Source organism: Pseudarthrobacter sp. NPDC092202 (assembly GCF_044755505.1).
Classification (GTDB): Bacteria; Actinomycetota; Actinomycetes; order Actinomycetales; family Micrococcaceae; genus Arthrobacter.
Window position 1 is genome coordinate 360,107 of sequence record NZ_JBIVRG010000004.1, and the last position, 21,265, is coordinate 381,371.

The following is a 21,265-nucleotide window of genomic DNA, read 5'->3' on the forward strand; positions in this document are numbered from 1 at the left end:
GGGAAGCGCCCGCCGTCGTACCCTTGGCTTTTGTTCCGGGCTGCTATTTCAGGCCGGCGCCCGGGAGCAGCTCCGTGGCGCCGAGGGAATCCGCGATGAACGCATAGTCCCAGGCCCGCTCGCGCCACTGCACGTAGCGGCCGGAGGCACCCCCGTGGCCGCCGTCCATCTCAATCTTCATGACGATCGGCTCTGGGCCGGTGGTCTTGTTGCGCAGCTCCTGCACCCACTTCGCAGGCTCAACATAGAGGACCCGGGTGTCGTTGAAGGACGTGACGGCGGCGATCTTTGGATAGGCGGCCGGGCGCACGTTCTCGTAGGGGGAGTAGGACTTCATGTACTCGTAGACGTGGGGGTCGGTGATGGGGTTGCCCCATTCCTCCCACTCCAGGGCGGACAGCGGCAGCTCCGGATCCAGGATGCTGGTCAGCGGGTCCACGAACGGCACCTGCGCCACGATGACGGCGTACTTCTCGGGTGCCATATTCGCCACGGCGCCCATCAGCAGGCCGCCGGCCGAACCGCCCAGGGCGGCGATCCTTGCCGGGTCCACCCAGCCCGAGGCTGCCAGCCAGTCGGTGGCGTCCACGAAGTCGGTGAAAGTGTTCTTCTTGGTGAGCTTCTTGCCGTTCTCGTACCAGTGCCGGCCAAGCTCGCCGCCGCCGCGGATGTGGGCGATCACGAACACCACGCCGCGGTCCAGCAGCGACAGCCGCGCAATGCCGAAGCCGGGGTCCATGCTCATCTCGTAGGAGCCGTAGCCGTACACCAGGCCTGCCGCGGTCGAATCCTGCTTCACGGCCTTGTGCCGCAGAACGGACAGCGGGATCCGGGTGCCGTCGGCGGCGGTGGCCCATTCGCGGGTGGCCACATAGTCGTCGCCGTCATAGCCGCCGAGGACCGGACTTTCCTTCCGCAGCAGCAGCTCTCCCGCCGGCACCTCCGGCGTGGGCAGCACAAAGTCGTAGATGCGCGACGGCGTGAAGTAGGACGTGTAGCCCAGCCGGATCACGGGGGCTTCGTAGTCCGAGCCGCCCACGCCCGCGGTGTAGAGCTCTTCGTCGAAGGCGGGTTCAACAGGTGCCTCCTGCGCCGGGGTACCCAGCCCGTTCAGCCCGATGACCTGCACCCGCTCGATGGTGTCCTTGCGGATGGACACGATGAGGTGCGTGGAGGTGACGCCGGCTCCGTTGACGCGGACGTCATCGGAATGCGCGACGACGGTGGCCCAGTCCTGCTCGGACAGCGGCCTGGAAAGCTCGGCCGGGTCCGCCAGGGAGACCATGGAGTTGATGGCACCGCGGTTGTGCGTGAGCAGGATGTGTTCGCTGACGGTGCCGTCCGGGCGGGTGAGCAGGAACGGCTCGGCCTCGTAGAGCACCCGCTCGTTGCGGGAGATGACGGTGGTCAGCTCCTGGGCGGGATCGTCAAAGCGGAGCAGGCGCGTCTCGCTGTATTCGGAGCATCCGATGCCCAGCACCAGGTACCGGCGGTCGGAGGAGAGCTCGAAGCCCAGCCACATGGCGGCGTCGTCCTCCTGGTAGATGACAACGTCCTCGGCCACGGGCGTTCCCAGCGTGTGGGCCTTGACCTGGTAAGGGCGCCAGGAGTCGTCCACCACGGTGTAGAAGATCCGGGTGCCGTCCGGGGAGAAAGCGACGCCGTAGAAGATGTTCTCGATGACGTCAGGCAGCAGCTCCCCGGTGCGGAGGTCCTTGATGCGCAGGGTGAAACGCTCATCTCCCGAGTTGTCCACGGCGTAGGCGTAGAGGTTGCCGTCCACAGTCACTGCCGATCCGCCCACGGAGAAGAACGGCTTGCCCTCGGCCTCGACGTTGCCGTCCAAAAGGATTTCCTCGCCCGGAATCTCGACGCCGGGCTGTACTGCCAGCGGAGTCCAGTCGGCAATCTTGTCCCCGGTATCCGCGGCCCTGACGCGGCACTGGATGCCGTACTCCTTGCCCTCGGCCGAGCGGCTGAAGTACCACCAGCCGTCCTTGCGGTGCGGCACGGAGAGGTCGGTTTCCTGGGTGCGGCCCTTAATCTCCTGGAAAATGGCCTCCCGCAGCGGCTCCTGGTGTGCGGTGACGGCTTCCTGGTAAGCGTTCTCGGCCTTCAGGTGCTCCACCACCTCGGCGGATTCCTTGTCCCGCAGCCACTCGTAGTTGTCCACGAAGGTGTCCCCGTGGTGGAGGCGTTCGGACGGGATTTTCTTGGCTGCCGGCGCGGTGGGAACGGCGGTGGCGGCGGAATCCTGCAGCGGCGTCTGGGTCATTCCTTCAATATATAGAGCCGCCCGGACAATTTTGCCGCCGTTCGCTACCGGGGGATTACACCGCCAAACCCGTCTCCTCCCACCCCGGACGCTCTCTCACTTGACGTCGGTTTTCCCCGGACGCTCTCTCACTTGACGTCGGTTTTCCCCGGACGCTCTCTCACCCGACCGCACAAGAAGACCGGGGCGGCCGATGGCAGGAGGTTCCGGTGGCAGAGAGGGAATGGCAACGCGAAGGCAACCGGCGGCGCCTAGTGGGCTTGAGGTGGCAGGCGTATCCTGTTCACGCCAAGGCACATCCGCCCAGCGTGAGAGGGGAAGTTCATGACCATCCCGCCAGTGCACGAGCCCGAGCCGTTCCCGCCGGAACCGGGCCCCACCCAGCCTGATCCAGCCCATCCCGGGCACCCCGGCCCGCCGGCGCCCAATCCGTTCCCTGCCCCCGAACCTCCAGGGCCCCTGCCTGTGCCGGACCCGGGACCCGCTCCGCTGCGGCCGGACCCCACCCGGGACTAGGCCGGCACCGGGGAACGTCGCCAAATTCCAACCCAACAGTTTCTCCGAAGGGGCCTTCCGCGCAAAGCGGAGGGCCCCTTTTCCGCATTCCTGCGCGCGTCACACCAGCCAAAAAAAGGGTAAGAAATCTCCCGCGAGACGCTTGCGGACCTGCCTCTCCAGTGATAAAAAATCTGTATCAGCCAATACAGATCGGCTGAAATCAAAAAGTGTTGGACCGTCTCTTACGAGGAGGGAAGCCATGTTGATGCGAACCGATCCGTTCCGCGAGCTGGACAGGCTGGCCCAGCAGGTCCTCGGCACCGCAGCGCGTCCGGCAGCAATGCCGATGGACGCATGGCGTGAGGACCAGGAATTTGTAGTCGCCTTTGATCTGCCCGGCGTCGATGTGGATTCAGTGGACCTGGATGTGGAACGGAACGTCCTCACGGTCAAGGCCGAGCGGCCTGATCCTGCGGGCAAGGACACCGAGTTGATCGCCGCCGAGCGGCCGCGCGGCGTGTTCAGCCGCCAGCTGATCCTCGGGGACACCCTGGATGCTGAGAATGTAAAGGCTACGTACGACGCCGGTGTCCTGACACTGCGGATTCCTGTCGCCGAAAAGGCCAAGCCGCGGAAGATCGAAATTGAGACGAAGGGGGCAAAGCAGGAAATCGCCGCCTAGTTTCAACACAGGATCGGGACGTCGGGCACTGATTGTGTACTGCCTCTTAGGGCGGATGGCTATTCTGAGCACGCCACAGCGCTTCTCGCGCATCGGCAGGTTGCGCCTGGACTTCCCGATACGGTGGCCCCCGGCTTCGGCCGGGGGTCGTCCCATGCCCGGACTCCTAGGCCCGGACTCCGTGGCCCGGCGCCCGTGGCCCGGCCCCGGAATCAGGTGTTCAGTTCCAGCATCAGGGCAGGCAGCTCGTCGGCCAGTTCGCGGGCCAGGAATCCCAAGGGTCCCAGCCTGCTGGCAAGCCGGTCAGCGGCAGCCGCGTGAAGATGCGTTCCCCAGCAGGCAGCCTGCGGGCCCGTGGTTCCACGGGCGCGCAGGCCGGTGATGGCACCCGCCAGGACATCCCCGCTGCCGGATGTGCCCAGCCCGCCGTAGCCGGTGGTGATCTTCCAGAGCTCTGATCCCTCGGGCACATCTAAACCGGACGGGCGGCCAATGAGCCCCTGGCAGCTCACCACGGCCTGGTACCTGTCGGAAATTTCCGCAACATCCGCCGGCAGGTCCTTCAGGTCCCGCCCCAGCAGGATCTCCGCCTCCTTTGGATTGGGAGTCAGGATCAGGCGGCCCTTCCACGGGTCGAACCGGTCCTCCACGTTCACCAAGGCACCCAAAGCAAAGGCATCGAGGACGACGGCGGGACCTCCGCCGTCGTTCTTCTCCCCGGCGGCGGCCTCCCGCTCCAGCAGGGCACGGAGCAGGTCCTCGGCGAGGTCCGGATCGTCAAGGCCCGGGCCCACCAGGATGGCGTCGGCGTTGTCGAGGTACGAGGAGATCCGGTCCAGTCCCTGGCCTGTCACGGACCCGCTGGACGTTTCGGGTAGTCCCATCGCCCCGCACTCAGGCAGCGCCACCCCCACCTGCACCGCCACGGATTCCGCCACCGCCAGGGTGAGCTTCCCGGCCCCGGCGCGCAGTGCGGCTGCACCGGCGAGCAGCGCCGCCCCCGGCGTGGCCCGCGCGCCGCCGATCACCAGGACCGAGCCGCGCGAATACTTGTCCTCCCCGGGTGCAGGCAGCGGCCAGTCGCGCAGCAGCGACGGCGTTACAAGGGTGGGCGAACCGGAATCACTTCGGGTGGACACTGGAATCCCCTCCGTGTTCGGTGACCGCAACGCCCTGTTCGGTCAGGTGGTCCGCCACGTTGAAGCTCTCCAGCGTCCACGGGCCTTCGCCGGCAGGCCGCACGAACCGGGTGATGGAGGCATTGAGTACGGAGGTGCTGGCGGCCAGGTCCAGGAGCTCCTTCTCGGTCATTCCCTCCAGCACGTACCGGAACAGCATGATCAGGGCGTCGTGGCACACCAGCATCACCCGGTGCCCGCTGCCGAGGTTGTTCAGTTCGTCCAGGACGGAGCGCAGCCGGAGCGCCACGTCCGCCCAGGATTCCCCGCCCGGCGGCCGGTAGTACATCTTGCCCAGCCACTCGCGGCGCTCGGCCTCTTCCGGGTAGCGCTTTTCCACGCCGAGCCGGGTCAGCCTGTCCAGGATGCCCAGTTCGCGGTCCCGGAGCCGCTCATCCAGTTGGACCTTCACCGGCCAGCCGGCAGCCTCCACAGCGATCTCGGCGGTCTGGAAGGCCCGCGCGTAGGGGGAGGAGACCACGGCGTCCGGCCGGAACTCCTCGGCGATCCGGGCCAGTGCCGCGCCGAGGGCCTTGGCCTGGTCCTGGCCGGTGCCCGAGAGGTTCACGTCGGCGTCCCGGGCAGGCACGGCGATGACTTCCGCCCCGGCCATCCGCGCATCGGTGGCAGCCACGTTCCCTTCGCTTTCACCGTGGCGGATCAGCAGCAGCTCCACCGCCCCGGCTTCCTGCACAGCTTCTGTCAGTCCGTCGTCTTTCACAAAGAATCACTCCGTCCGCGTGCCTTGCCGAATGCAGGAACACTACCAGCGGCGTACCCATGGGCCGGGGAAAATAACGGACGACGGCGGCTGGCGGCCGGTGCAGCGGCGCGACAGCCCTACCGCTCCGGCGTCAGCACCTTCGAGAACACCGTGGCGCCATTGGCGTTCCGCAGGCTCACCGTGAAAGTGTCGGAATCCAACTGGACGTGCCCGAAGAACTGGTTCTCGCCGTCGCGCGGTGATTCCCCGGGGAAGCGCCCGGCCTTCGAGAAAACCACCTCCGGACCAAACGTGCCGTCCATGGCGTTCGGGCCGAAAGATCCCGCCGCGATGGGACCGGCCACGAACTCCCAGAACGGGTCGAAGTCGGTGAACGCCGCCCGCTCGGGGGAGTAGTGATGCGCCGCGCAGTAATGCACGTCCGCGGTCAGCCACACCACGTTCTTCACCCGGTTGCGCTTGAAGGCGCTCAGCACCCCGGCAATCTCGAGCTCGCGGCCCAGCGGGGCGCCGGGATCGCGGTTGGCCAGGCTCTCCTGGTTCACGGCGCCGTCGGGCACGATGATCCCGAGCGGCAGGTCCGCTGCGATCACCTTCCACGTCGCCTTCGACTTCGCGACCTCGCGGATCAGCCAGTCCACCTGCTCCTGGCCCAGGAGGGCAGTGGCGTAAGGCTCCTTGCCGTCCGTGTTCGGGGACTTGAAGGTGCGCATGTCCAGGCAGAAGATGTCCAGCTGGGGGCCGCGGGAGATCTTGCGGTAGATGCGGGCGGGCTGGTACTGGCCGGCGTCGTCGAACGTTCCCGGCCGCCACAGCGCGGCGGACTCGGCGATGGGCATGTTCTCCTGCCACGCCTGCCGGCCGCGGGCGGCGAGGGTATTGACGTCGCGCACGGTGTAGCGGGGGTCCTCCAGGATTTCGCCGGGATACCAGTTGTTGGTGGTCTCGTGGTCGTCCCAGTTGGCGATCACCGGGACGTCGGCGAACATGGCGCGCATGTTGGCGTCCATGGAGTTGTAACGGTGCCGGCCGCGGAACTCCGTGAGGGTTTCGGCCACCTTGGACACCTCCTCGGTGACCAGGTTCCGCCACACCTGCCCGTCCTTCTCAACCACCGTTTCAGTGAGCGGACCGTCCGCGTACACGGTGTCTCCCGAGTGGATAAAGAAGTCCGGCCGCGTCTGGTGCATGGCCCGGTAGCCGCGCATGCCGCCGATCTCCTCATTGATGCCCCAGCCCTGCCCGGCGGTGTCACCGGTCCATACAAAGCTTTGGGCGGACGACGCCGGCGCGGCGCCTCCGTTGCTTGAGTCGCCGGTGCGGCCCCGGCCGTTGTACGTCCCGGCGTCCGGAGCCGTGCGGAAGGTGCCGCGCACGCTCTCACCGGATGCGCCGCCGTCGTCCTCGAAGCTGATCTCCAGCGCGAAGCGGGTGTTGGAAGGCAGGTTGCCGGCGTGGATCTTGGCGGTGAAGTCGGAGGCCTGGGTGGCGCGGGGGCCCCGCAGGACGCGCTCGAAGGCGCCGCGCCCGCGCAGGACCTCGCCGCCGTCGTTCACTGCCCGCAGGACCGCCTTCATCCGACCGGACCCCGAGGCGCGTGACCACAGCACCGCCGAGTCCGACGTGACGTCTCCGGTGGCGATGCCGCTGGGCAGCGTGAGCCGGTTCCGCACCAGCGCGACCCCTCCTGTGTTGCGCGGGGCAGCCTGGACGGTGCCGGCCTGCGCTGCGGCGGGTACGGCGGCCAGCGCGGCGGCGAGGACGGATCCCTTGACGATGGTGCGGCGCGATACGTCGGCCGATGGAGTGGAAGTCATGCCCCTCAGGCTGCCGCCGGCGGGCGCACGGACGCTGGCCCGCGGGTGAACGCGGGGTGATTCGGTGATGAACAGCGGGAGGGCTGTGGCCAGGGCGCCCCGTTTTCGATGCTCCAATTCTTTGGCGACATGCAGGATCGCCGGCGCACCGGACATTTCACCCGCGCCAGCGAATGTGCGCGTCGCCCGCCACTATCCTGGTCGCCAGCGTCTAAGGAGATGTGTCCGCGCTGACCCCCGGCCGGCTTACGGAACCGCGAACTCGCCGATGCGCCCCTCCCTCAGGGCCGCGCCAACAGCGGCGATGCCGCCGTAGTCCGGGAACAGCACGGACTGGCCTGCCACGAACCCCGCTCCGGCGGTGGGCAGCGTCATGGTGCCGATGGCGTTGGTGTCCAGGTTCCGCAGGCTGTAGGCCAGGATGGCGGCCTGGACTGGGTCGAAGCCCTTGTTCACGGTGAGGCAGCAGGAAGCGAAGTCCACCAGCCCGCGGACGGCATTGACATCGTTGAGGCCGCCGCCCGAGGTCAGCCGGGCCAGGACCGCCTTGAGCAGGATCTGCTGGTTGCGGACCCGCTGGAAGTCGCCGTCCGCGAAGGCGTACCGCTCCCGGGAGAACTCCAGCGCCGCCTGTCCGTCCAGGTGGTTCACGCCGGGGCCGAAGACGTGGCCGGTGTCGTGCGTGGACTGGAAGGGAATGGGGACGTTGACGTCAATCCCGCCCAGCCCATCCACCAGGACTTTGAGGCCGCCGAAGTCCAGCATCAGGGTGTGGTCGATGGTGATCCCGAGCAGCTGCTGCACGGTCTGGGTGGTCATGTCGATCCCGCCGTACTGCAGCCCGGCGTTGATCTTTCCGCCGCCGAAGCCCGGGATGTCCACCCAGGTGTCCCTGTTGATGGACACGATGTACAGGGTCCTGCGGTCGGCCGGGACGTGCACCACCATCAGGGTGTCCGACCGGTGGTCCATCGCTTCGCCGGTTGCTGCCGTGTGCGCCGCCGCGTCCTTCGCAACGCCGCGCATGTCACTGCCGATCACCAGCACGTTAATGGGCACAGCCGGCAGATCCGGGATGGGCTCCGGAGGCGGCGGGGGAGCCGGGGCCGGGGGAGGTGTTTCTGAAGGTGTCTCCGACGGCGAGGGGGACGGGGTCTCCGACGGCGAGGGCGACGGCGTTTCACTCTGCGTTGCCGCGGGCTGTGCCTCGGTGCCGGGCCGGTTGAGGCTGATGACGGCGACGGCGGCCACCGCCACCAGGACGAACGCCAGCAGCGCTGCGATCCACCGCCGCCGGCCGTGTGCCACCCAGCTGCCGCCATGCGGACCGGACGCGGGGGGATCGGTGGGGCCTGTGCCCCCGGCCCCGGACGAACCGGCCCCGGACGAACCAGGACCGGAAGAATCAGGACCGGAAGAATCAGGACCGCCAGGTGTGCTCACGATGTCTCACCTCATTGTGGGTAGGTGGGATCAGTGTCAGCCCGCAAGGCCCCTGCTGGCTACAAACTTGTCCAAACTGTCATCTGCCAGCGCCCTTGAGAGCCCCGCAATGGCGTTGCGGTCCGGGATCACGATCGACTGTCCGTCCGCCGACGTTCCCGTTCCGAGGGTTGGGAGGGTGAACATTTCCATGTCGTCGGACCGGACGTTCCGGAGCTCCAGCCCCAGCCGTGCCAGGGTTCCGGCGTTCAGGCCGCTGTCCGCGCTGACGAACGGGGCCATGGAGCTGATGACGTTGTGGATCTTCACGGGGTTCAGGAGCGTGTCCCGGCTGAGGTTCTTGGCCAGCAGCGCCTGCAGGAAGGCCTGCTGGTTGCGCACCCGCTGGTAGTCGCCGTCCGCGTAGGCGTAGCGCTCGCGGACGAAGTCAAGGGCGCCCTTGCCGTCCAGGACCGTGGGGCCCTTGGCGTACTTCTTGCTGCTGTGCGGCGACACGAACGGCTGCGTGACGTTCACTTCCACCCCGCCCAGGGCATCGGTCATGCCCACAAAGCCCTCGAAGTCGATCATGGCCACATGGTCGATGCGCTGGTTGAACAATGACTCGACCGTCTGCACCATCAGCGGGACGCCGCCGTACGCGAGGGCTGCGTTGATCTTGGCCTGGCCGCGGCCCGGGATGTCCACCCACAGGTCCCGCATGAGGGAAACGGTGAAGATCTTGGACCTGTCCGCGGGGACGTGCACCAGCATGAGGGTGTCGGCGCGCTGGTTGGAGTTGCCGCCGGACAGCGCTTCCTCCGTTGTGGCGCCGCGGCTGTCGCTGCCCATCACCAGGATGTTCAGCATGCCGTCGGCCACGGCATTTTGGCTGCCCTCCGCCGTTCCGCCGCCGCTCTGGCTTCCGCCCGACCCCCCGGCGTCACCCGGTGCTGCTTCTCCCGCGGCCGCGTCCGGCTGCTGGCGCTGGGGCCGGGTGGATTCCGCCGGCCAGGGAGAGTCGATGGTGGTGATCTCGGACTCGTAGATCTGTCCCAGGCTGTACAGGTAGGCCCCGGCGGAGGCAGGAATGATGATTGCCACGGCCAGGAGCACCAGCAGGATGGTCCGCAACGGGTGGCGCCTGCGGCGTTTGGCCGGCTCGGACGCGTCGGCTGGCTGGGTGCTTGGATCGTGCAGCTGGATGCCCATTTGGGAAAATTAGCATCGGCAAATTTTCGTTACATCGGGGGAATCCGCAGAAAAACCACAGAGAAAACCACAGGTTGGAATGACGACGGCGGAGGCCGGCTCAGGCGGGAACGTTAAGTCGGGCATGGCGGAGGATGGAGACGATGGCCGGAGCCAGTTCGTCTTCCATCTGCCGGTACACCTCGGGCGAGCGCCGGTAGGGGTCGATGATGTCGTTATCCCCTGCGTTGGGCGGCAGGGACAAGTGCCGGACCCCCGCGGCGCGCGCTGCCAGGCTCTTCCAGAAGGCGGCGTTGGCAGCCAGCCGGTCGCCGTCGTCGGACGCTCCTGCAGGAGGTGTGCCCCCGTCCATTGCTGCCGCGCGCTCGTCCAGGACGTCGAGCATGCGGGCAAACTCGCGGATGGTGAAGGTCCGCTTGAGGAGCGAGGCGTCCAGCTGCAGCACTTCGCCGCGGTGTGCCGTGGTCATGGTGAGCACCAGGTCCACGCCGCGCAGGATGGCCGGGGTCAACTGGCGGGCCGCGAAGTTGTCAGCGTCACCGCCGAAGGTGCGCACTATGTCAGCTGAGATGGGCTGCATGGGCTCACCCACCATGGCACGCGTCCCCGCGCTGGAAACCACGAAACCGCCCGGCACCGCCTGGTTCAGGCCTGCCTGCAGCAGCCTCTCGGCCACCGGCGAGCGGCAGATGTTGCCGGTGCAGACGGTGAGGATTCGTACTGGTGCGGATGTGTCCAAGGGGATTTTCTCTTTCCAGCCGGTGCGCGGACCGTCCGGCCCGCACGTTTCAACTTAACACGCAACACCCCCACGCTCTCTCACTTAACGCTGCTTTTCCCGTGACGCTCTCTCACTTGACGTTGCTTTTGACGTGACGCTCTCTCACCAGACGTCGGCGAAACCGGTGCGCGTCACTACCATTCCAGCGGCACTGCGGCCACCATTGAGGCAGGCACCGATGCGGAGGAGTGGCACCATGAGCCCAGGAGACCAGCCCGGACGCGACTGCGTGATTGCCGGCGGCGGCCCGGCCGGCATGGTGCTCGGCTACCTGCTCGCGCGCGCCGGCCTGAAAGTCACCGTGCTGGAGAAGCACGCGGACTTCCTGCGCGACTTCCGCGGCGACACGGTGCACCCTTCCACGGTGACCCTGCTCGGCGAGCTCGGGTTGCGTGAAAAATTCCTGCAGTTGCCCCTCACGCGTTTGCCCACCCTTGACGCCGTGGTGGAGGGGCAGCGCATCACCATGGCTGACTTCCGCACCCTCAGGGCCCCGGACAACTTCCTGGTCCTGGCGCCGCAGTGGGACTTCCTGAACTTCCTGGCCCGCGAGGCCGCAGAGTTCCCCACGTTTGAGCTGCTCATGAACACAGAGGCCACCGGGCTGATCATGGAGCAGGGCCAGGTGCGGGGCGTGCGGGTTGAAACGCCCGACGGCGGACGGGACGTCCGTGCCACGCTGACCGTCGCAGCGGACGGGCGGGCGTCGGTGCTGCGGGCCGCGGCGGGGCTGGTACCTGACCAATTCGGTGTGCCCATCGATGTGCTGTGGTTCAACCTTCCCAAGCCGCCCTCGCCGCCGCCCGTGACCCTCGGGTATATCTCCTCCCGCGGGATGGTCCTCACGCTTGACCGGGGCGACAGGTACCAGTCGGGCATGGCCATCCGAAAAGGAGGTCTGGACGAGCTGCGCGGGGAAGGGCTGGACGCCTTCCGTGAACGGCTTTCACGCGCGGCTCCCGTGCTCCAGCCGGTGGTGGGCACCCTGCAGGACTGGGGGCAGGTCAAACTCCTCTCCGTCCAGATCAACCGGCTGCGGCGCTGGTACCGGCCCGGATTCATGGCGATCGGCGATGCCGCCCACGCAATGTCACCGGTGTTCGGCGTGGGGGTTAACTTCGCCATCCAGGACGCGGTAGCGCTGTTCAACGCCGTCTCCGGGGACCTGGCTGCCGGGGCTGTGCCGGTGGAGAAACTCGCAGCGGTCCAGCGGCGCCGCGAGCTGCCGGTGAAGGTCATGCAGCTGATCCAGCGCAACGGGCACAAGGCCATCTCCAGGGCAGCGACGGGCCGCCGCTTCGCACCGGGTTGGGTGGTTGCGCTGATCCGTCTCGCCTCGCCGCTGCTGCGCCGCTTCACCGCACGGTTCATCGGCGTCGGAATCCGTCCCGAGCACGTGAACCCCGCGGCACCCGCATCCAGGCGATCCACCCGCCGGCGCTGATCGCCAGACGGACGCTCTCCCACCTTCCCAAGGAAAGTGAGAGAGCGTCCGGGGGAGGGTTAGAGCCCGGCCAGCATCTCCTTCATCTCGGCGATCTCCGCCTCCTGGGCGGTGATGATGTCGCGGGCGAGCTGGATGCTTTCGGGGTGCTTGCCGGCGCCGATCTCCTGCTGCGCCATGTCCACGGCGCCTTCATGGTGTCCGATCATGTGCTCCAGGAAGAGCCGGACGGCGTTCATTCCCTGCGCATCCTTGAGCTTCTCCATGCCCTCCGAATCGACCATGCCGGTCATGCCGTGGCCGGAGTGGTCGGACATCATGGCGGGCACGTTCCAGCCCTCGAGCCACCCGGTCATGGTTTCGATCTCAGGAGCCTGCGCGTCCTTGATCTTGGTGGCCAGGGCGGTGACGTCCGCGGGCATGTCCGGTTTCGCCAGGATCATGTCGCTCATCTCAACGGCCTGCGCGTGGTGCGGGATCATCATCTGGGAAAAGGCGATGTCCGCCGGATTATGGTTGGCGCTTGCATCCGGCATCATGCTGGCAGCGGGGCCGGAGCTGTGGTTCATGGGCATGGTGCTTCCGCCGGTGCTGCCGGAATCGGCGGCGCATCCGGCCAGGCCGAGCGAGGCTGCCAGCGCAGCGGCGACGGACAGGGTTTTGATCGTGCTGTTCATTCTTGATGGTCCTTCAGGGAAGTAGGTGAACTGGACGTCTGGAGGCGTGGGTGGCCACGCCTCCGCAGTCTCTTTACGTTCGGCTGATGGACAATTCGCAGGGCGTTGGGCTTGGCGGAATGAAGGAGTAGCGGTTGGCCCCTAGGGTGCCGGCCGCCGGCGCCAGGAGTGCGGTCTGGCCGGCCGGGGGCGGGACGGCCGCCAGCGATCCGGCCTTTGCCAGCGGGGTGCAGGACGCGCCGGCTTCCCGCGCATCCGGGCAGCCCGCGCTGCAGGATGCGGAGGTGGTGAAGGATGCGCCCGCACCAGCTGCGTCTGCCGCGCTGGCTGGGTGGCCAGTTGCAGAATGTCCGACGGCGGCGTGCCCGGCCGTGTGCCCCACGGCCGCGTGTTCCTCCGCGGTATGGGCAACGGGAGCGTGCCCGACGGCGGGGTCCCCGGCCGTGAGGGTGACATCCGTGGGGGCTGCGTGGGACGAATGGTCCGCGGTCATGACGTGCATGCCGAAGATTCCGGCCACGATGGCCATCACCGCAGCCAGCAGCCCCGCGCGGAGGAGCGCTGCCGACAGGACGCTGGCGCGTGCGGTCATGCTGGTTCCTCCTTCTCGGGGCTGGACTGGACTGCTGCAGGGCAGGCGGTGCCCAGTTCTTTCAACGTACCTCCGACGGGTTGAGTTTCACCCGCCGCAGCAGCTGGGCATTCAAGGCCACCACAATAGTGGATGCGGACATCAGGACGGCTCCGGCTGCCGGCGAGAGCACCACCCCGGCGAACGCCAGGACACCCGCGGCCAGCGGCACGGACAGGACGTTGTAGCCCGTGGCCCACACCAGGTTCTGCCACATCTTGCGGTAGCTGGCGCGGGACAGATCCACCATGGACAGCACGGCACGCGGATCATTTCCGGCCAGCACCACCCCGGCGGACTCCATGGCCACATCCGTGCCGGCGCCGATCGCGATGCCCACCTCGGCACGTGCCAGCGCCGGGGAGTCGTTGACGCCGTCGCCCACCATGGCCACCTTCAGCCCGCGGGCCTGCAGTTCGGCAACCTTCTTGTCCTTGTCCGCCGGCAGGACTTCGGCGAACACCTCGTCGATGTTCAGGTCCTCGGCCACGGCTTGGGCCACCTGCCGGGCGTCGCCGGTGATCATGCCCACCTTGACGCCGCGGTTCTGCAGCGCCGCCACGGCCTGGCGCGACTCCGCACGCACCGCGTCCTCCAGGCTGACGGCGCCCAGTACGCGGCCGTCGCCGTCAATCACATGCAGCACGGCCGCGCCGCGGTCCATCCAGGCCCGGGTGGACTGTGCCAGTGCGGAAGGTTCGACGGCGTCCAGCTCGCGCAGGAGCGCGGGCCCGCCCACGTGCACGGTGCGTCCGTCCACGCTGGCTTTGACGCCGCGTCCGGTGAGGGAGGTGAACCCGCTGGCGACCGGAAGGGTGAGGTTGCGTTCCCGGGCCGCGCGGACGATCGCCTTTGCCACGGGATGCTCGCTGTCCGCCTCGACGGCGGCGGCCAGGGCCAGCAGCTCATCGGGGTCCACTCCTTCGGCGGCCGCCACGTCCTTGAGCTGCGGTGCGCCCGTGGTGAGCGTGCCGGTCTTGTCGAAGAGGACAACGTCGATGGTGCGCATCCGCTCCAGCGCCATCCGGTTCTTGATCAGGACCCCGGCGCGCGCGGCCTGCTCGGTGGAAATAGCGATCACCAGCGGGATGGCCAGGCCCAGGGCGTGCGGGCAGGCGATGACCAGGACGGTGACGGTGCGGGTGACGGCTTCCGGGATGCTGCCCAGCAGGGTCCAGGCGATGAACGTCAGGACACCTGCGCCGGCGGCAAAGTAGAACAGGAAGGCTGCGGCACGGTCGGCCAAGGCCTGGGCGCGCGAGGATGACGACTGTGCCTCGGCCACCAGCCGCTGGATGCCTGCCAGGGCGGTGTCGTCGCCCACGGCGGTGACCCGGACGCGGACGCTGGTGTCGGTGGCCACGGTTCCGGTCACCACGGCGTCTCCGGGGCCGCGGGGAACGGTCTTGGATTCGCCGGTGATCATGGATTCGTCGAACTCGGCCTGCCCTTCCACCACTGTTCCGTCGGCCGGCATCCGGGCGCCCGAGCGGACCAGGACCAGGTCCTCAGGCTGGAGTTCGGACACGGGAACGGTTTCCGTGCCGGTGTCCGTAATGCGCTCGGCTTCATCAGGCAGCAGCGCGGCAAGGGCATCCAGGGCCCCTTGGGCAGATCCCAGGGCGCGCATCTCGATCCAGTGGCCCAGCAGCATGATGGCCACCAGCAGGGCGAGTTCCCACCAGAAGTCCAGGTCGAAGCCGCCCAGCCCCAGGCTGGTGACCCAGGAGGCGGCGAATGCCACGGTGATGGCCATGGCGATCAGCAGCATCATGCCCGGCCGGCGGTCCTTGAGCTCCTGCAGGCCGCCCTTGAGGAAGGGCTGGCCGCCGTAGAGGAAGATCACTGTGCCCAGGACGGGCGGGATCCAGGTTGAGCCGGGGAACATGGGGGCCATGTAGCCCAGGAGGTGCCCCACCATGGGGCTGAAATAGACCACGGGGATGGAGAGGGCCAGCGTCAGCCAGAACCTGTTCTTGAACATGGCCGTGCTGTGTCCGGCATGCTGCCCGTGGGTGTGGACAGTATGGTCGTCGTCGTGGCGGGCGGTGGATTCGTCACCGTGGTGCCCCGGACCGTGGTGCCCGGGATGCTGGTGCCCGCCGTGGCCCGCGTGCCCGGCGCCGGCTGAGGCAGTTTCCGCTGCGGTGACTGTTCCGCCTGAGGGGCGGTCGTCGTCGTGATGGTGGTGCTGGTGGTCCTGCATCTGTTCCTCCTTGGAGGGCGCCGCACCCGGGGCAGCAGCCCCGGTGCAGAAAAATCAGTTGGAAGCCAGGGAATACCCGGCTGCGGTGACGGCCTGGCGGACCGCCGCGTCTGTGGTGGAGCCGGCAACGGTAAGGCCGGAACGGCCGCCTGCCACCAGGTCAACGGACGCCGAGTCGATCCCGTCAAGGGCGGAGACGGCCTTCTCCACCGTCTGCACGCAGTGCCCGCAGGTGAGGCCCTCAACGGCGAACGTCCGCGGGGAGGGGGCATCGGCGTCGGAAATTACGACGGCGGCCGGCGCCTCCTGCGCGTGGCCGGCGGGGGAGCAGCAGCTGCAGCCGGCGCTGGAGGCCAGGGGGAGCTCGGTGCGGTTCTCAATGTCAAACATGTCAGTTCCATTCCTTGGTGAAGGGCTATTCCTTTCGGGGCAGGTGCTGGGGTTGAACGGCTGTGATGGCGGTGCGGGACACCGGCCGGGACATACCACTTCACTGACAACACCTTGAATATACCCCTAGGGGGTATACGCGTCAACCCTTTCTCCCGTCATGCAACACCCCACAAGGGGGAAGGGGCCATTAGGCCTTACCAGCAGGGGCCATACCCGGCCATAATGGGAAATAGTGCGGACTGTGCCAACGGCCGGGGACGTGTTGGACGCTACATGGAGGTGGCCTTGTGTCAGAGCTGACCGGCCCTTATACCTACTCGAGCGCGCTGGGGGACAACCAGTGCCTTGCGGGGACGTTCCTTGCCGATCTTGAAACCGGGAAGATCAGTTGGTCTGACGACATATTCCAACTGCACGGATACCGCCGGGGCGAGGTGGTGCCCACCCTGGAGCTGCTCTACTCCCACAAGCATCCGGAGGACAGGCCCCGGTGCGAGGAAATTGTTGCCCAGGTTGTCCGGACCGGCGGCTATTTCTGTATGTACCACCGCATCATCGACGCCCAGGGGCGCACCCGCCGGGTCCTGACCTCCGGTGACGCCATTACCAAGGACGGTAAGGTCACCGCCCTCGAAGGTGTGATGGTGGACCTCACCACCACGCTCCAGCGCGAAACCGAGCATACGGCCCGGGAAGCGGTCATTGGAGCCACGTCAACGCGGACTGTCATAGACCAGGCCCGGGGCATCCTCATGGGCCAGCTGGGTATGGGCTCCGAGGACGCTTTCCAGATGCTGGTGAGCACCAGCAGCCACCGGAACGTGAAGCTGGTGGTGGTGGCAGCGGAGCTGGTGCAACTGGCCAACGTGGCAGAGTCGCGCCAGTACCTGGACGCTGCCGTCAAGGCCATCCAGATGGATGGCCGGGGAACTGCCGCGACGCGGAAGCGGGCTGTCTAGGGCCGGTTAGTGATGCTCCACCCAGCACGCCAGGATGGTGGTGGACAACTGGTAGGCCAGCGCATTGCGGCTGATGCCGTCCGGTCCCATGGCCTCCGGCAGGTCCGAGGCGTCCACGTGCAGGACGAAGTTGTCCTTCTGGAACACTGCCGATCCGTCCGCGGTTTCGTAGGCCGGAAAGCCGAGGTTGGCGAGCCCTTCGATAGGCGCCGCGTCCACCGCCAGCGCCTGCATGGCGTCAAAGTAGGTCAGCGCGGCGGCCTTGCCCGGCGCCTCCCTGACGGAAATGTCCAAGGCACCTTCATTCAGGTGGTACGTGCACGTGAAGATGCTGTCCGCCCAGCTGTCCACTGTGTGCGGATCCTGCCCAAGGTCCAGGATCTCGGTGAGCCGGTCCATTGGCTGTTCACCGCACACCATCTTGGCGGCTTCACTGGGTCCGCTGGCGGCGGTGCGCGGAGAGGGGGAGCCCCCGCCGTGGTGCCCCGCGTGGCCGCCCTGCGTTGAGGGGGACGCGGCTGACGGGGATTCGGCTTCCGGTGCTCCGTCCACAGGAGAGGAAATGTCCGACGACGGCGCTGGAGCCGCTCCCACGGACCCCGCCGCAGCAGCGCAGCCGGAGAGCAGCAGGGCTGAGACAGCAAGCGAAGCAAGCAGCGGGGTGCGGTGGGTCATGACTCGTCCGTCCTGGCCGCACTCCTGTACGGGTTCGCGGCCGTTTGTTCGGTTCCTGGGGGATTGGGCGTCGGCGGGAAAGGTTTGGCGGGTAGCAGTTCAGGCTTTGAGCTTGGCGTAGATGACGTAGTTGTCGTCGAAGAGCCCCGTGGCGGGGTCGTAGCCGTCGCAGGTGATCAGCCGGAGTTCGGACCCTGCCGTGTTTCCATAGACCTCCAGCGTGGGGAAGTCGTTTTTGCTGTAGAGGGCTCCGCGGTCAACGGTAAACACGGCGGTGCTGCCGTCGGTTCGCGAGACGTTGATCTCGGCTCCCGGGGTGAGCTTGCGGAGGTCCGCGAACACTCCGCCACGGCCGCTGGGAGAGTTGACGTGGCCCAGCATGACGGACGGTCCACGTTCGCCGGGGGTGGGGGAGCCGTTGTACCAGCTGGCCGGAGCGCCGCTGCCGGAGTCCTGCGGTACCTCAAGTGAGCCGTTCTCCCGCAGGCCCAGCTTGAGCAGATCGGTCCGCACCCCGATGGCGGGGATTTCCAGGACCACCGGCTCTGACCGGGACAGGACTGGCGGTTCGGCGGCCGCAGGCGCCGGAGTGGACGGGGCTGGTGCCGGCACCGCCCGGCCGGCCGCAGGAGGGGCGGGCGCCGTGGAAGGCGCCCCGGATGCCGAAGGTGCGCCGGAAGCGGAGGGTGCGGCACCGGCGTCGGACGGCCCGGCACCTGAGGTGCCGCAGCCGGTAAGGGCCAGAATGAGCAGAAGCCCGGCCGCCGTGGTGGCCCGAAGGCCCCCGCGGCGGCCGGATTTCATGAGTGTCACAGTATTGGTCCAGTCAGCCCGGGCTTAGGCTTCGGATCCGGCGCTGCGGCGACGGACAACGTAGGCGCCGCCGGCAAGGGCAACCAGGGCCAGGCCGCCACCGAGGGCCAGGGCGCCGGTGTCAGTGCCGGTTTCCTGGGCGATGCCGGTGTCAGCGCCGCCCGCGGGCATCTTCATCTGTCCGGCGGTCAGGGTCCCGCAGAGGGCGGGGGAGGTGGCCGCCAGCGGAAGCTCGGGAACAAGGTCGCTCTTGGCTGCCTGGCCTGCTGCGCTCAGGGTTGCCGGGTCGAGGCCGTGGACCACAACCACGGCGGTTCCTGCTTCCAGGGCGGCCTTCGTCTCGGCGTTCACTTCAAAGGTGCGGTCCACGGTGTAGCTTGCGCCCTGGCCCGCCACCTTGAGGTCAAGGCCGGCGGCGGGGCTGGTGTCGCCGCTGGTGGACAGGGTGGTGACAATGCCGCCGTAGCTTGGTGCGCCTTCGGTGGTGGAGACAACCTGGTCGCCGTCCTTGTCCGCGGACGGTGCCGGGCACACGCCCTGGGCTCCGCCATGGATGTGCTGGACGTGGGGGTAGGGGGCGTCCATGAAGGTTGCGGCCAGGCCGGAGACCTTGAGGACGGCGTGGGCCTGGTTGCCCGTGACATCAACGGTGATGGTGCCGGAGGCTGAGCTGCCGTTGATCTGGCCCAGGGTGGACTGGTAGTGGTCGGCGCCGTCGTGGGCCATGGCGGGGGCGCCTGAAAGCGCAAGGGCGCCCAAAGCCAGGGTAGGTACGGCAAGGAAGCGAAGTGTCTTGTTCATCGGAAAGCAGTCTCCTCATACACGTGGCGTTCGTCCCAGATGAGGGACAGGAGTACTTCGGAGCCACTGCTGTTACGGATGGGAAATAAGTGAAATGAACCACAGCGGCCGGTGCCGTGCGGTACGCAAAACCCGGCGGGGGCAAGGGCAACGCACCCCTGTAGGATGGAACGAAGGTGCGCCGGGAAGTCTGGTCGGCATAGTCTTGTAGACCCCAAATGCCAGGAGACTCCATGAACCAGCCCACGCCCCCTACACCCCCGTCCAGGCCGGGGAAATCCGCAGTCCTTTCCCGTGGCAGTTACGCCGAGGCACTCCGGATCGGGGAGATTCTCCGCAAGGAAACCGTTGGCGGCGCCCTGCTGGTTGCCGCTGCGGTCATCGCCCTCATCTGGGCCAACTCGCCGGCGTCGGACAGCTACTTTGCCCTCAGGGATCTGAAGGTTGGCTACGAGCCCTGGCACCTTGAACTCAGCCTTGGGGCCTGGGCGGCGGACGGACTGCTGGCCATCTTCTTCTTCCTGGTTGGCCTGGAGCTCAAACGCGAGTTCGTGGCGGGGGACCTCCGCCAGATCAGCAAGTCGATCGTCCCCGTTGCCGCGGCCGCGGGCGGCGTGGTGGTTCCGGCGCTGATCTACGTTGCCATCAACCTCACCAGCCCCGAAACCCTGCGCGGCTGGGCCATCCCCACGGCCACGGACATCGCATTCGCGGTGGCGGTTCTGGCCATCATCGGGTCCCACCTGCCCAGCGCCCTGCGCATCTTCCTGCTGACGCTCGCTGTGGTGGACGACCTCATTGCGATCACCATCATCGCGTTCTTCTACACCAGCGACCTGGACGTCACGCCGCTGCTCCTGGCCCTCATTCCGCTGGCGCTCTACGCCTTCCTGGCGCACAAATACCGCCACTTCTTCGGCATGAAGGCCTCCGCTGCCTGGTTCATCCTGCTGCCGCTTGGCATGGTCACCTGGGCCCTTGTCCACGCGTCCGGCATCCACGCCACGGTGGCCGGCGTGCTGCTGGGCTTTGCCGTCCCCGTCTTCCGCTCCCAGGCTTCCGGCGGTCCGGATGCAGGGCCCGGCCTGGCGGAAATCTTCGAACACCGCTTCCGGCCCATCTCGGCGGGCGTGGCCGTTCCCATCTTCGCGTTCTTCTCCGCCGGCGTTGCGGTTGGAGGCTGGGAGGGGCTCGGTTCAGCCCTTGCGGATCCGGTGGCGCTGGGCATCATCGTGGGCCTGGTGGTGGGCAAGCCCATCGGCATCCTGGGCGTCACCTGGCTCCTGACCAAGGCCACCCGGGCGGAGCTGGACAAGTCCTTCAAGTGGATCGATATTTTCGGCGTGGCACTCCTGGCCGGGATCGGATTCACCGTGTCCCTGCTGGTGGCCGAGCTCAGCTTCGGCCAGGGCAGCCTGCACGACGACCACGCCAAGGTGGGCATCCTGGCCGCATCCGTCCTGGCGGCGCTGCTGGCCACTGCCGTGCTGAAGACCAGGAACCGGCAGTACCGGGAAGCCGAGGCGCTGGAGAAGGTGGACGCGGACCAGGACGGCATCCCGGACGTGTACCAGGAACGGAACTGACGGCGCACTCACCTAACAGCAACGCGGGGTCGTTCCGCGCCTTCCCGAAACCTCGGGAGGGTGCGGAACGACCCCGCGTTTTGGCGTAGCAGTGGGCGGTGCAGCCCGGACCGGCGAGGGCGCCTAGCGGCGCACCGACCTCCGGCGGCCCACGATGGCCTCGGCTGTTCCCACCAACAGCACCGCGGCGATGACGGCCACGATAAAGCCCAGGAAGTTCAGCTCGAAGATGTCGCCGGTGCCCAGCAGCGAAGCGATCACTCCGCCGATGACCGAGCCGGCCAGGCCGAGCAGGAGAGTGGCCAGCAGGCCCAAGTTCTGCTTGCCCGGCTTGATGAGGCGGGCCAATGCGCCAATGATCAGGCCGGCAACGATGAATCCAATCACGGTGTGCTCCTTAGCCTCGATCCACCGATGAGCCTTCGGCTGGCCGTCCTGGCGTGACCGGTGCGAGATGATGCGCCGCGGGCAGGGGTGTGTTCCGGGCGTCG

The 21,265-nt window shown here is 67.5% G+C and carries 20 protein-coding genes; 5 read left to right on the forward strand and 15 right to left on the reverse strand.

Going from position 1 to position 21,265, the window contains the following annotated elements; genetic code table 11:
- Window positions 1-43: 43 nt before the first annotated feature.
- Window positions 44-2,275 carry a S9 family peptidase gene (locus tag ACIQF4_RS09785; RefSeq protein WP_400514822.1) on the reverse strand — a complete coding sequence of 744 codons (2,232 nt, stop codon included), beginning with the start codon at window positions 2,273-2,275 and terminating at the stop codon, window positions 44-46.
- Window positions 2,276-2,599: 324 nt separating this feature from the next.
- Between ACIQF4_RS09785 and ACIQF4_RS09790 the strand changes: the two genes are divergently transcribed.
- On the forward strand, window positions 2,600-2,791 hold the full coding sequence (locus ACIQF4_RS09790; RefSeq protein WP_104184607.1) for a hypothetical protein: 192 nt from the start codon (window positions 2,600-2,602) through the stop codon (window positions 2,789-2,791).
- A gap of 241 nt (window positions 2,792-3,032) precedes the next feature.
- Window positions 3,033-3,455 carry an Hsp20/alpha crystallin family protein gene (locus tag ACIQF4_RS09795; protein WP_400514821.1) on the forward strand — a complete coding sequence of 141 codons (423 nt, stop codon included), beginning with the start codon at window positions 3,033-3,035 and terminating at the stop codon, window positions 3,453-3,455.
- 212 nt (window positions 3,456-3,667) lie between these two features.
- Here ACIQF4_RS09795 and ACIQF4_RS09800 read toward each other — a convergent pair whose 3' ends face one another.
- The 6 genes from ACIQF4_RS09800 to ACIQF4_RS09825 all read right to left on the reverse strand — a co-directional run bounded on the left by ACIQF4_RS09800 (window position 3,668) and on the right by ACIQF4_RS09825 (window position 10,547).
- Window positions 3,668-4,594: an NAD(P)H-hydrate dehydratase gene (locus ACIQF4_RS09800; protein WP_400514820.1), complete on the reverse strand. Its 927-nt coding sequence runs from the start codon at window positions 4,592-4,594 to the stop codon at window positions 3,668-3,670.
- Window positions 4,578-5,354, reverse strand: a complete 777-nt coding sequence (locus ACIQF4_RS09805) for a histidine phosphatase family protein (RefSeq protein ID WP_231456995.1) — start codon at window positions 5,352-5,354, stop codon at window positions 4,578-4,580. The genes ACIQF4_RS09800 and ACIQF4_RS09805 overlap by 17 nt, the downstream gene beginning before the upstream one ends.
- A 119-nt stretch (window positions 5,355-5,473) precedes the next feature.
- Window positions 5,474-7,174, reverse strand: a complete 1,701-nt coding sequence (locus tag ACIQF4_RS09810; RefSeq protein WP_400514818.1) for an alkaline phosphatase D family protein — start codon at window positions 7,172-7,174, stop codon at window positions 5,474-5,476.
- 246 nt (window positions 7,175-7,420) lie between these two features.
- Window positions 7,421-8,482, reverse strand: a complete 1,062-nt coding sequence (locus tag ACIQF4_RS09815; RefSeq protein WP_400514816.1) for an LCP family protein — start codon at window positions 8,480-8,482, stop codon at window positions 7,421-7,423.
- A 171-nt stretch (window positions 8,483-8,653) separates the two neighbouring features.
- Window positions 8,654-9,808, reverse strand: a complete 1,155-nt coding sequence (locus ACIQF4_RS09820; RefSeq protein WP_400514814.1) for an LCP family protein — start codon at window positions 9,806-9,808, stop codon at window positions 8,654-8,656.
- A gap of 100 nt (window positions 9,809-9,908) precedes the next feature.
- Window positions 9,909-10,547 carry a low molecular weight phosphatase family protein gene (locus ACIQF4_RS09825; RefSeq protein ID WP_400514812.1) on the reverse strand — a complete coding sequence of 213 codons (639 nt, stop codon included), beginning with the start codon at window positions 10,545-10,547 and terminating at the stop codon, window positions 9,909-9,911.
- A gap of 238 nt (window positions 10,548-10,785) precedes the next feature.
- Between ACIQF4_RS09825 and ACIQF4_RS09830 the strand changes: the two genes are divergently transcribed.
- Window positions 10,786-12,033, forward strand: a complete 1,248-nt coding sequence (locus ACIQF4_RS09830; protein ID WP_400514809.1) for an FAD-dependent oxidoreductase — start codon at window positions 10,786-10,788, stop codon at window positions 12,031-12,033.
- Window positions 12,034-12,092: 59 nt separating this feature from the next.
- Here ACIQF4_RS09830 and ACIQF4_RS09835 read toward each other — a convergent pair whose 3' ends face one another.
- The 4 genes from ACIQF4_RS09835 to ACIQF4_RS09850 all read right to left on the reverse strand — a co-directional run bounded on the left by ACIQF4_RS09835 (window position 12,093) and on the right by ACIQF4_RS09850 (window position 15,937).
- Window positions 12,093-12,710, reverse strand: a complete 618-nt coding sequence (locus tag ACIQF4_RS09835; protein ID WP_350002747.1) for a DUF305 domain-containing protein — start codon at window positions 12,708-12,710, stop codon at window positions 12,093-12,095.
- A gap of 73 nt (window positions 12,711-12,783) precedes the next feature.
- The gene (locus ACIQF4_RS09840) at window positions 12,784-13,302 is read right to left on the reverse strand and encodes a hypothetical protein (protein WP_350002745.1); all 519 of its coding nucleotides are present in this window, start codon (window positions 13,300-13,302) and stop codon (window positions 12,784-12,786) included.
- A gap of 61 nt (window positions 13,303-13,363) precedes the next feature.
- A complete protein-coding gene (locus ACIQF4_RS09845; protein ID WP_400514807.1) occupies window positions 13,364-15,547 on the reverse strand; it encodes a copper-translocating P-type ATPase in 2,184 nt (727 codons plus the stop codon).
- Between the two features lie 54 nt (window positions 15,548-15,601).
- Entirely contained in the window at window positions 15,602-15,937 is a 336-nt protein-coding gene (locus tag ACIQF4_RS09850) for a heavy-metal-associated domain-containing protein (protein ID WP_400514805.1), read from the reverse strand.
- 290 nt (window positions 15,938-16,227) lie between these two features.
- On the opposite strand from ACIQF4_RS09850, the gene ACIQF4_RS09855 reads away from it, so the two are divergent.
- Window positions 16,228-16,899, forward strand: a complete 672-nt coding sequence (locus ACIQF4_RS09855; protein ID WP_400514803.1) for a PAS and ANTAR domain-containing protein — start codon at window positions 16,228-16,230, stop codon at window positions 16,897-16,899.
- Between the two features lie 6 nt (window positions 16,900-16,905).
- Here ACIQF4_RS09855 and ACIQF4_RS09860 read toward each other — a convergent pair whose 3' ends face one another.
- The 3 genes from ACIQF4_RS09860 to ACIQF4_RS09870 all read right to left on the reverse strand — a co-directional run bounded on the left by ACIQF4_RS09860 (window position 16,906) and on the right by ACIQF4_RS09870 (window position 19,188).
- Window positions 16,906-17,574 carry a hypothetical protein gene (locus ACIQF4_RS09860; protein WP_400514802.1) on the reverse strand — a complete coding sequence of 223 codons (669 nt, stop codon included), beginning with the start codon at window positions 17,572-17,574 and terminating at the stop codon, window positions 16,906-16,908.
- A 99-nt stretch (window positions 17,575-17,673) separates the two neighbouring features.
- Window positions 17,674-18,378 (reverse strand): sortase domain-bontaining protein, encoded by a 705-nt coding sequence (locus ACIQF4_RS09865; RefSeq protein ID WP_400515175.1) that lies wholly within the window; start codon window positions 18,376-18,378, stop codon window positions 17,674-17,676.
- 33 nt (window positions 18,379-18,411) lie between these two features.
- Window positions 18,412-19,188 carry a hypothetical protein gene (locus ACIQF4_RS09870; RefSeq protein ID WP_400514800.1) on the reverse strand — a complete coding sequence of 259 codons (777 nt, stop codon included), beginning with the start codon at window positions 19,186-19,188 and terminating at the stop codon, window positions 18,412-18,414.
- Window positions 19,189-19,421: 233 nt separating this feature from the next.
- On the opposite strand from ACIQF4_RS09870, the gene nhaA reads away from it, so the two are divergent.
- Window positions 19,422-20,774, forward strand: a complete 1,353-nt coding sequence (gene nhaA / locus ACIQF4_RS09875) for a Na+/H+ antiporter NhaA (RefSeq protein WP_400514798.1) — start codon at window positions 19,422-19,424, stop codon at window positions 20,772-20,774.
- Between the two features lie 123 nt (window positions 20,775-20,897).
- On the opposite strand, the gene ACIQF4_RS09880 is transcribed toward nhaA, so the two are convergent.
- A partial coding sequence (locus ACIQF4_RS09880; RefSeq protein WP_400579949.1) for a GlsB/YeaQ/YmgE family stress response membrane protein occupies window positions 20,898-21,265 on the reverse strand: 368 nt, incomplete at its 5' end.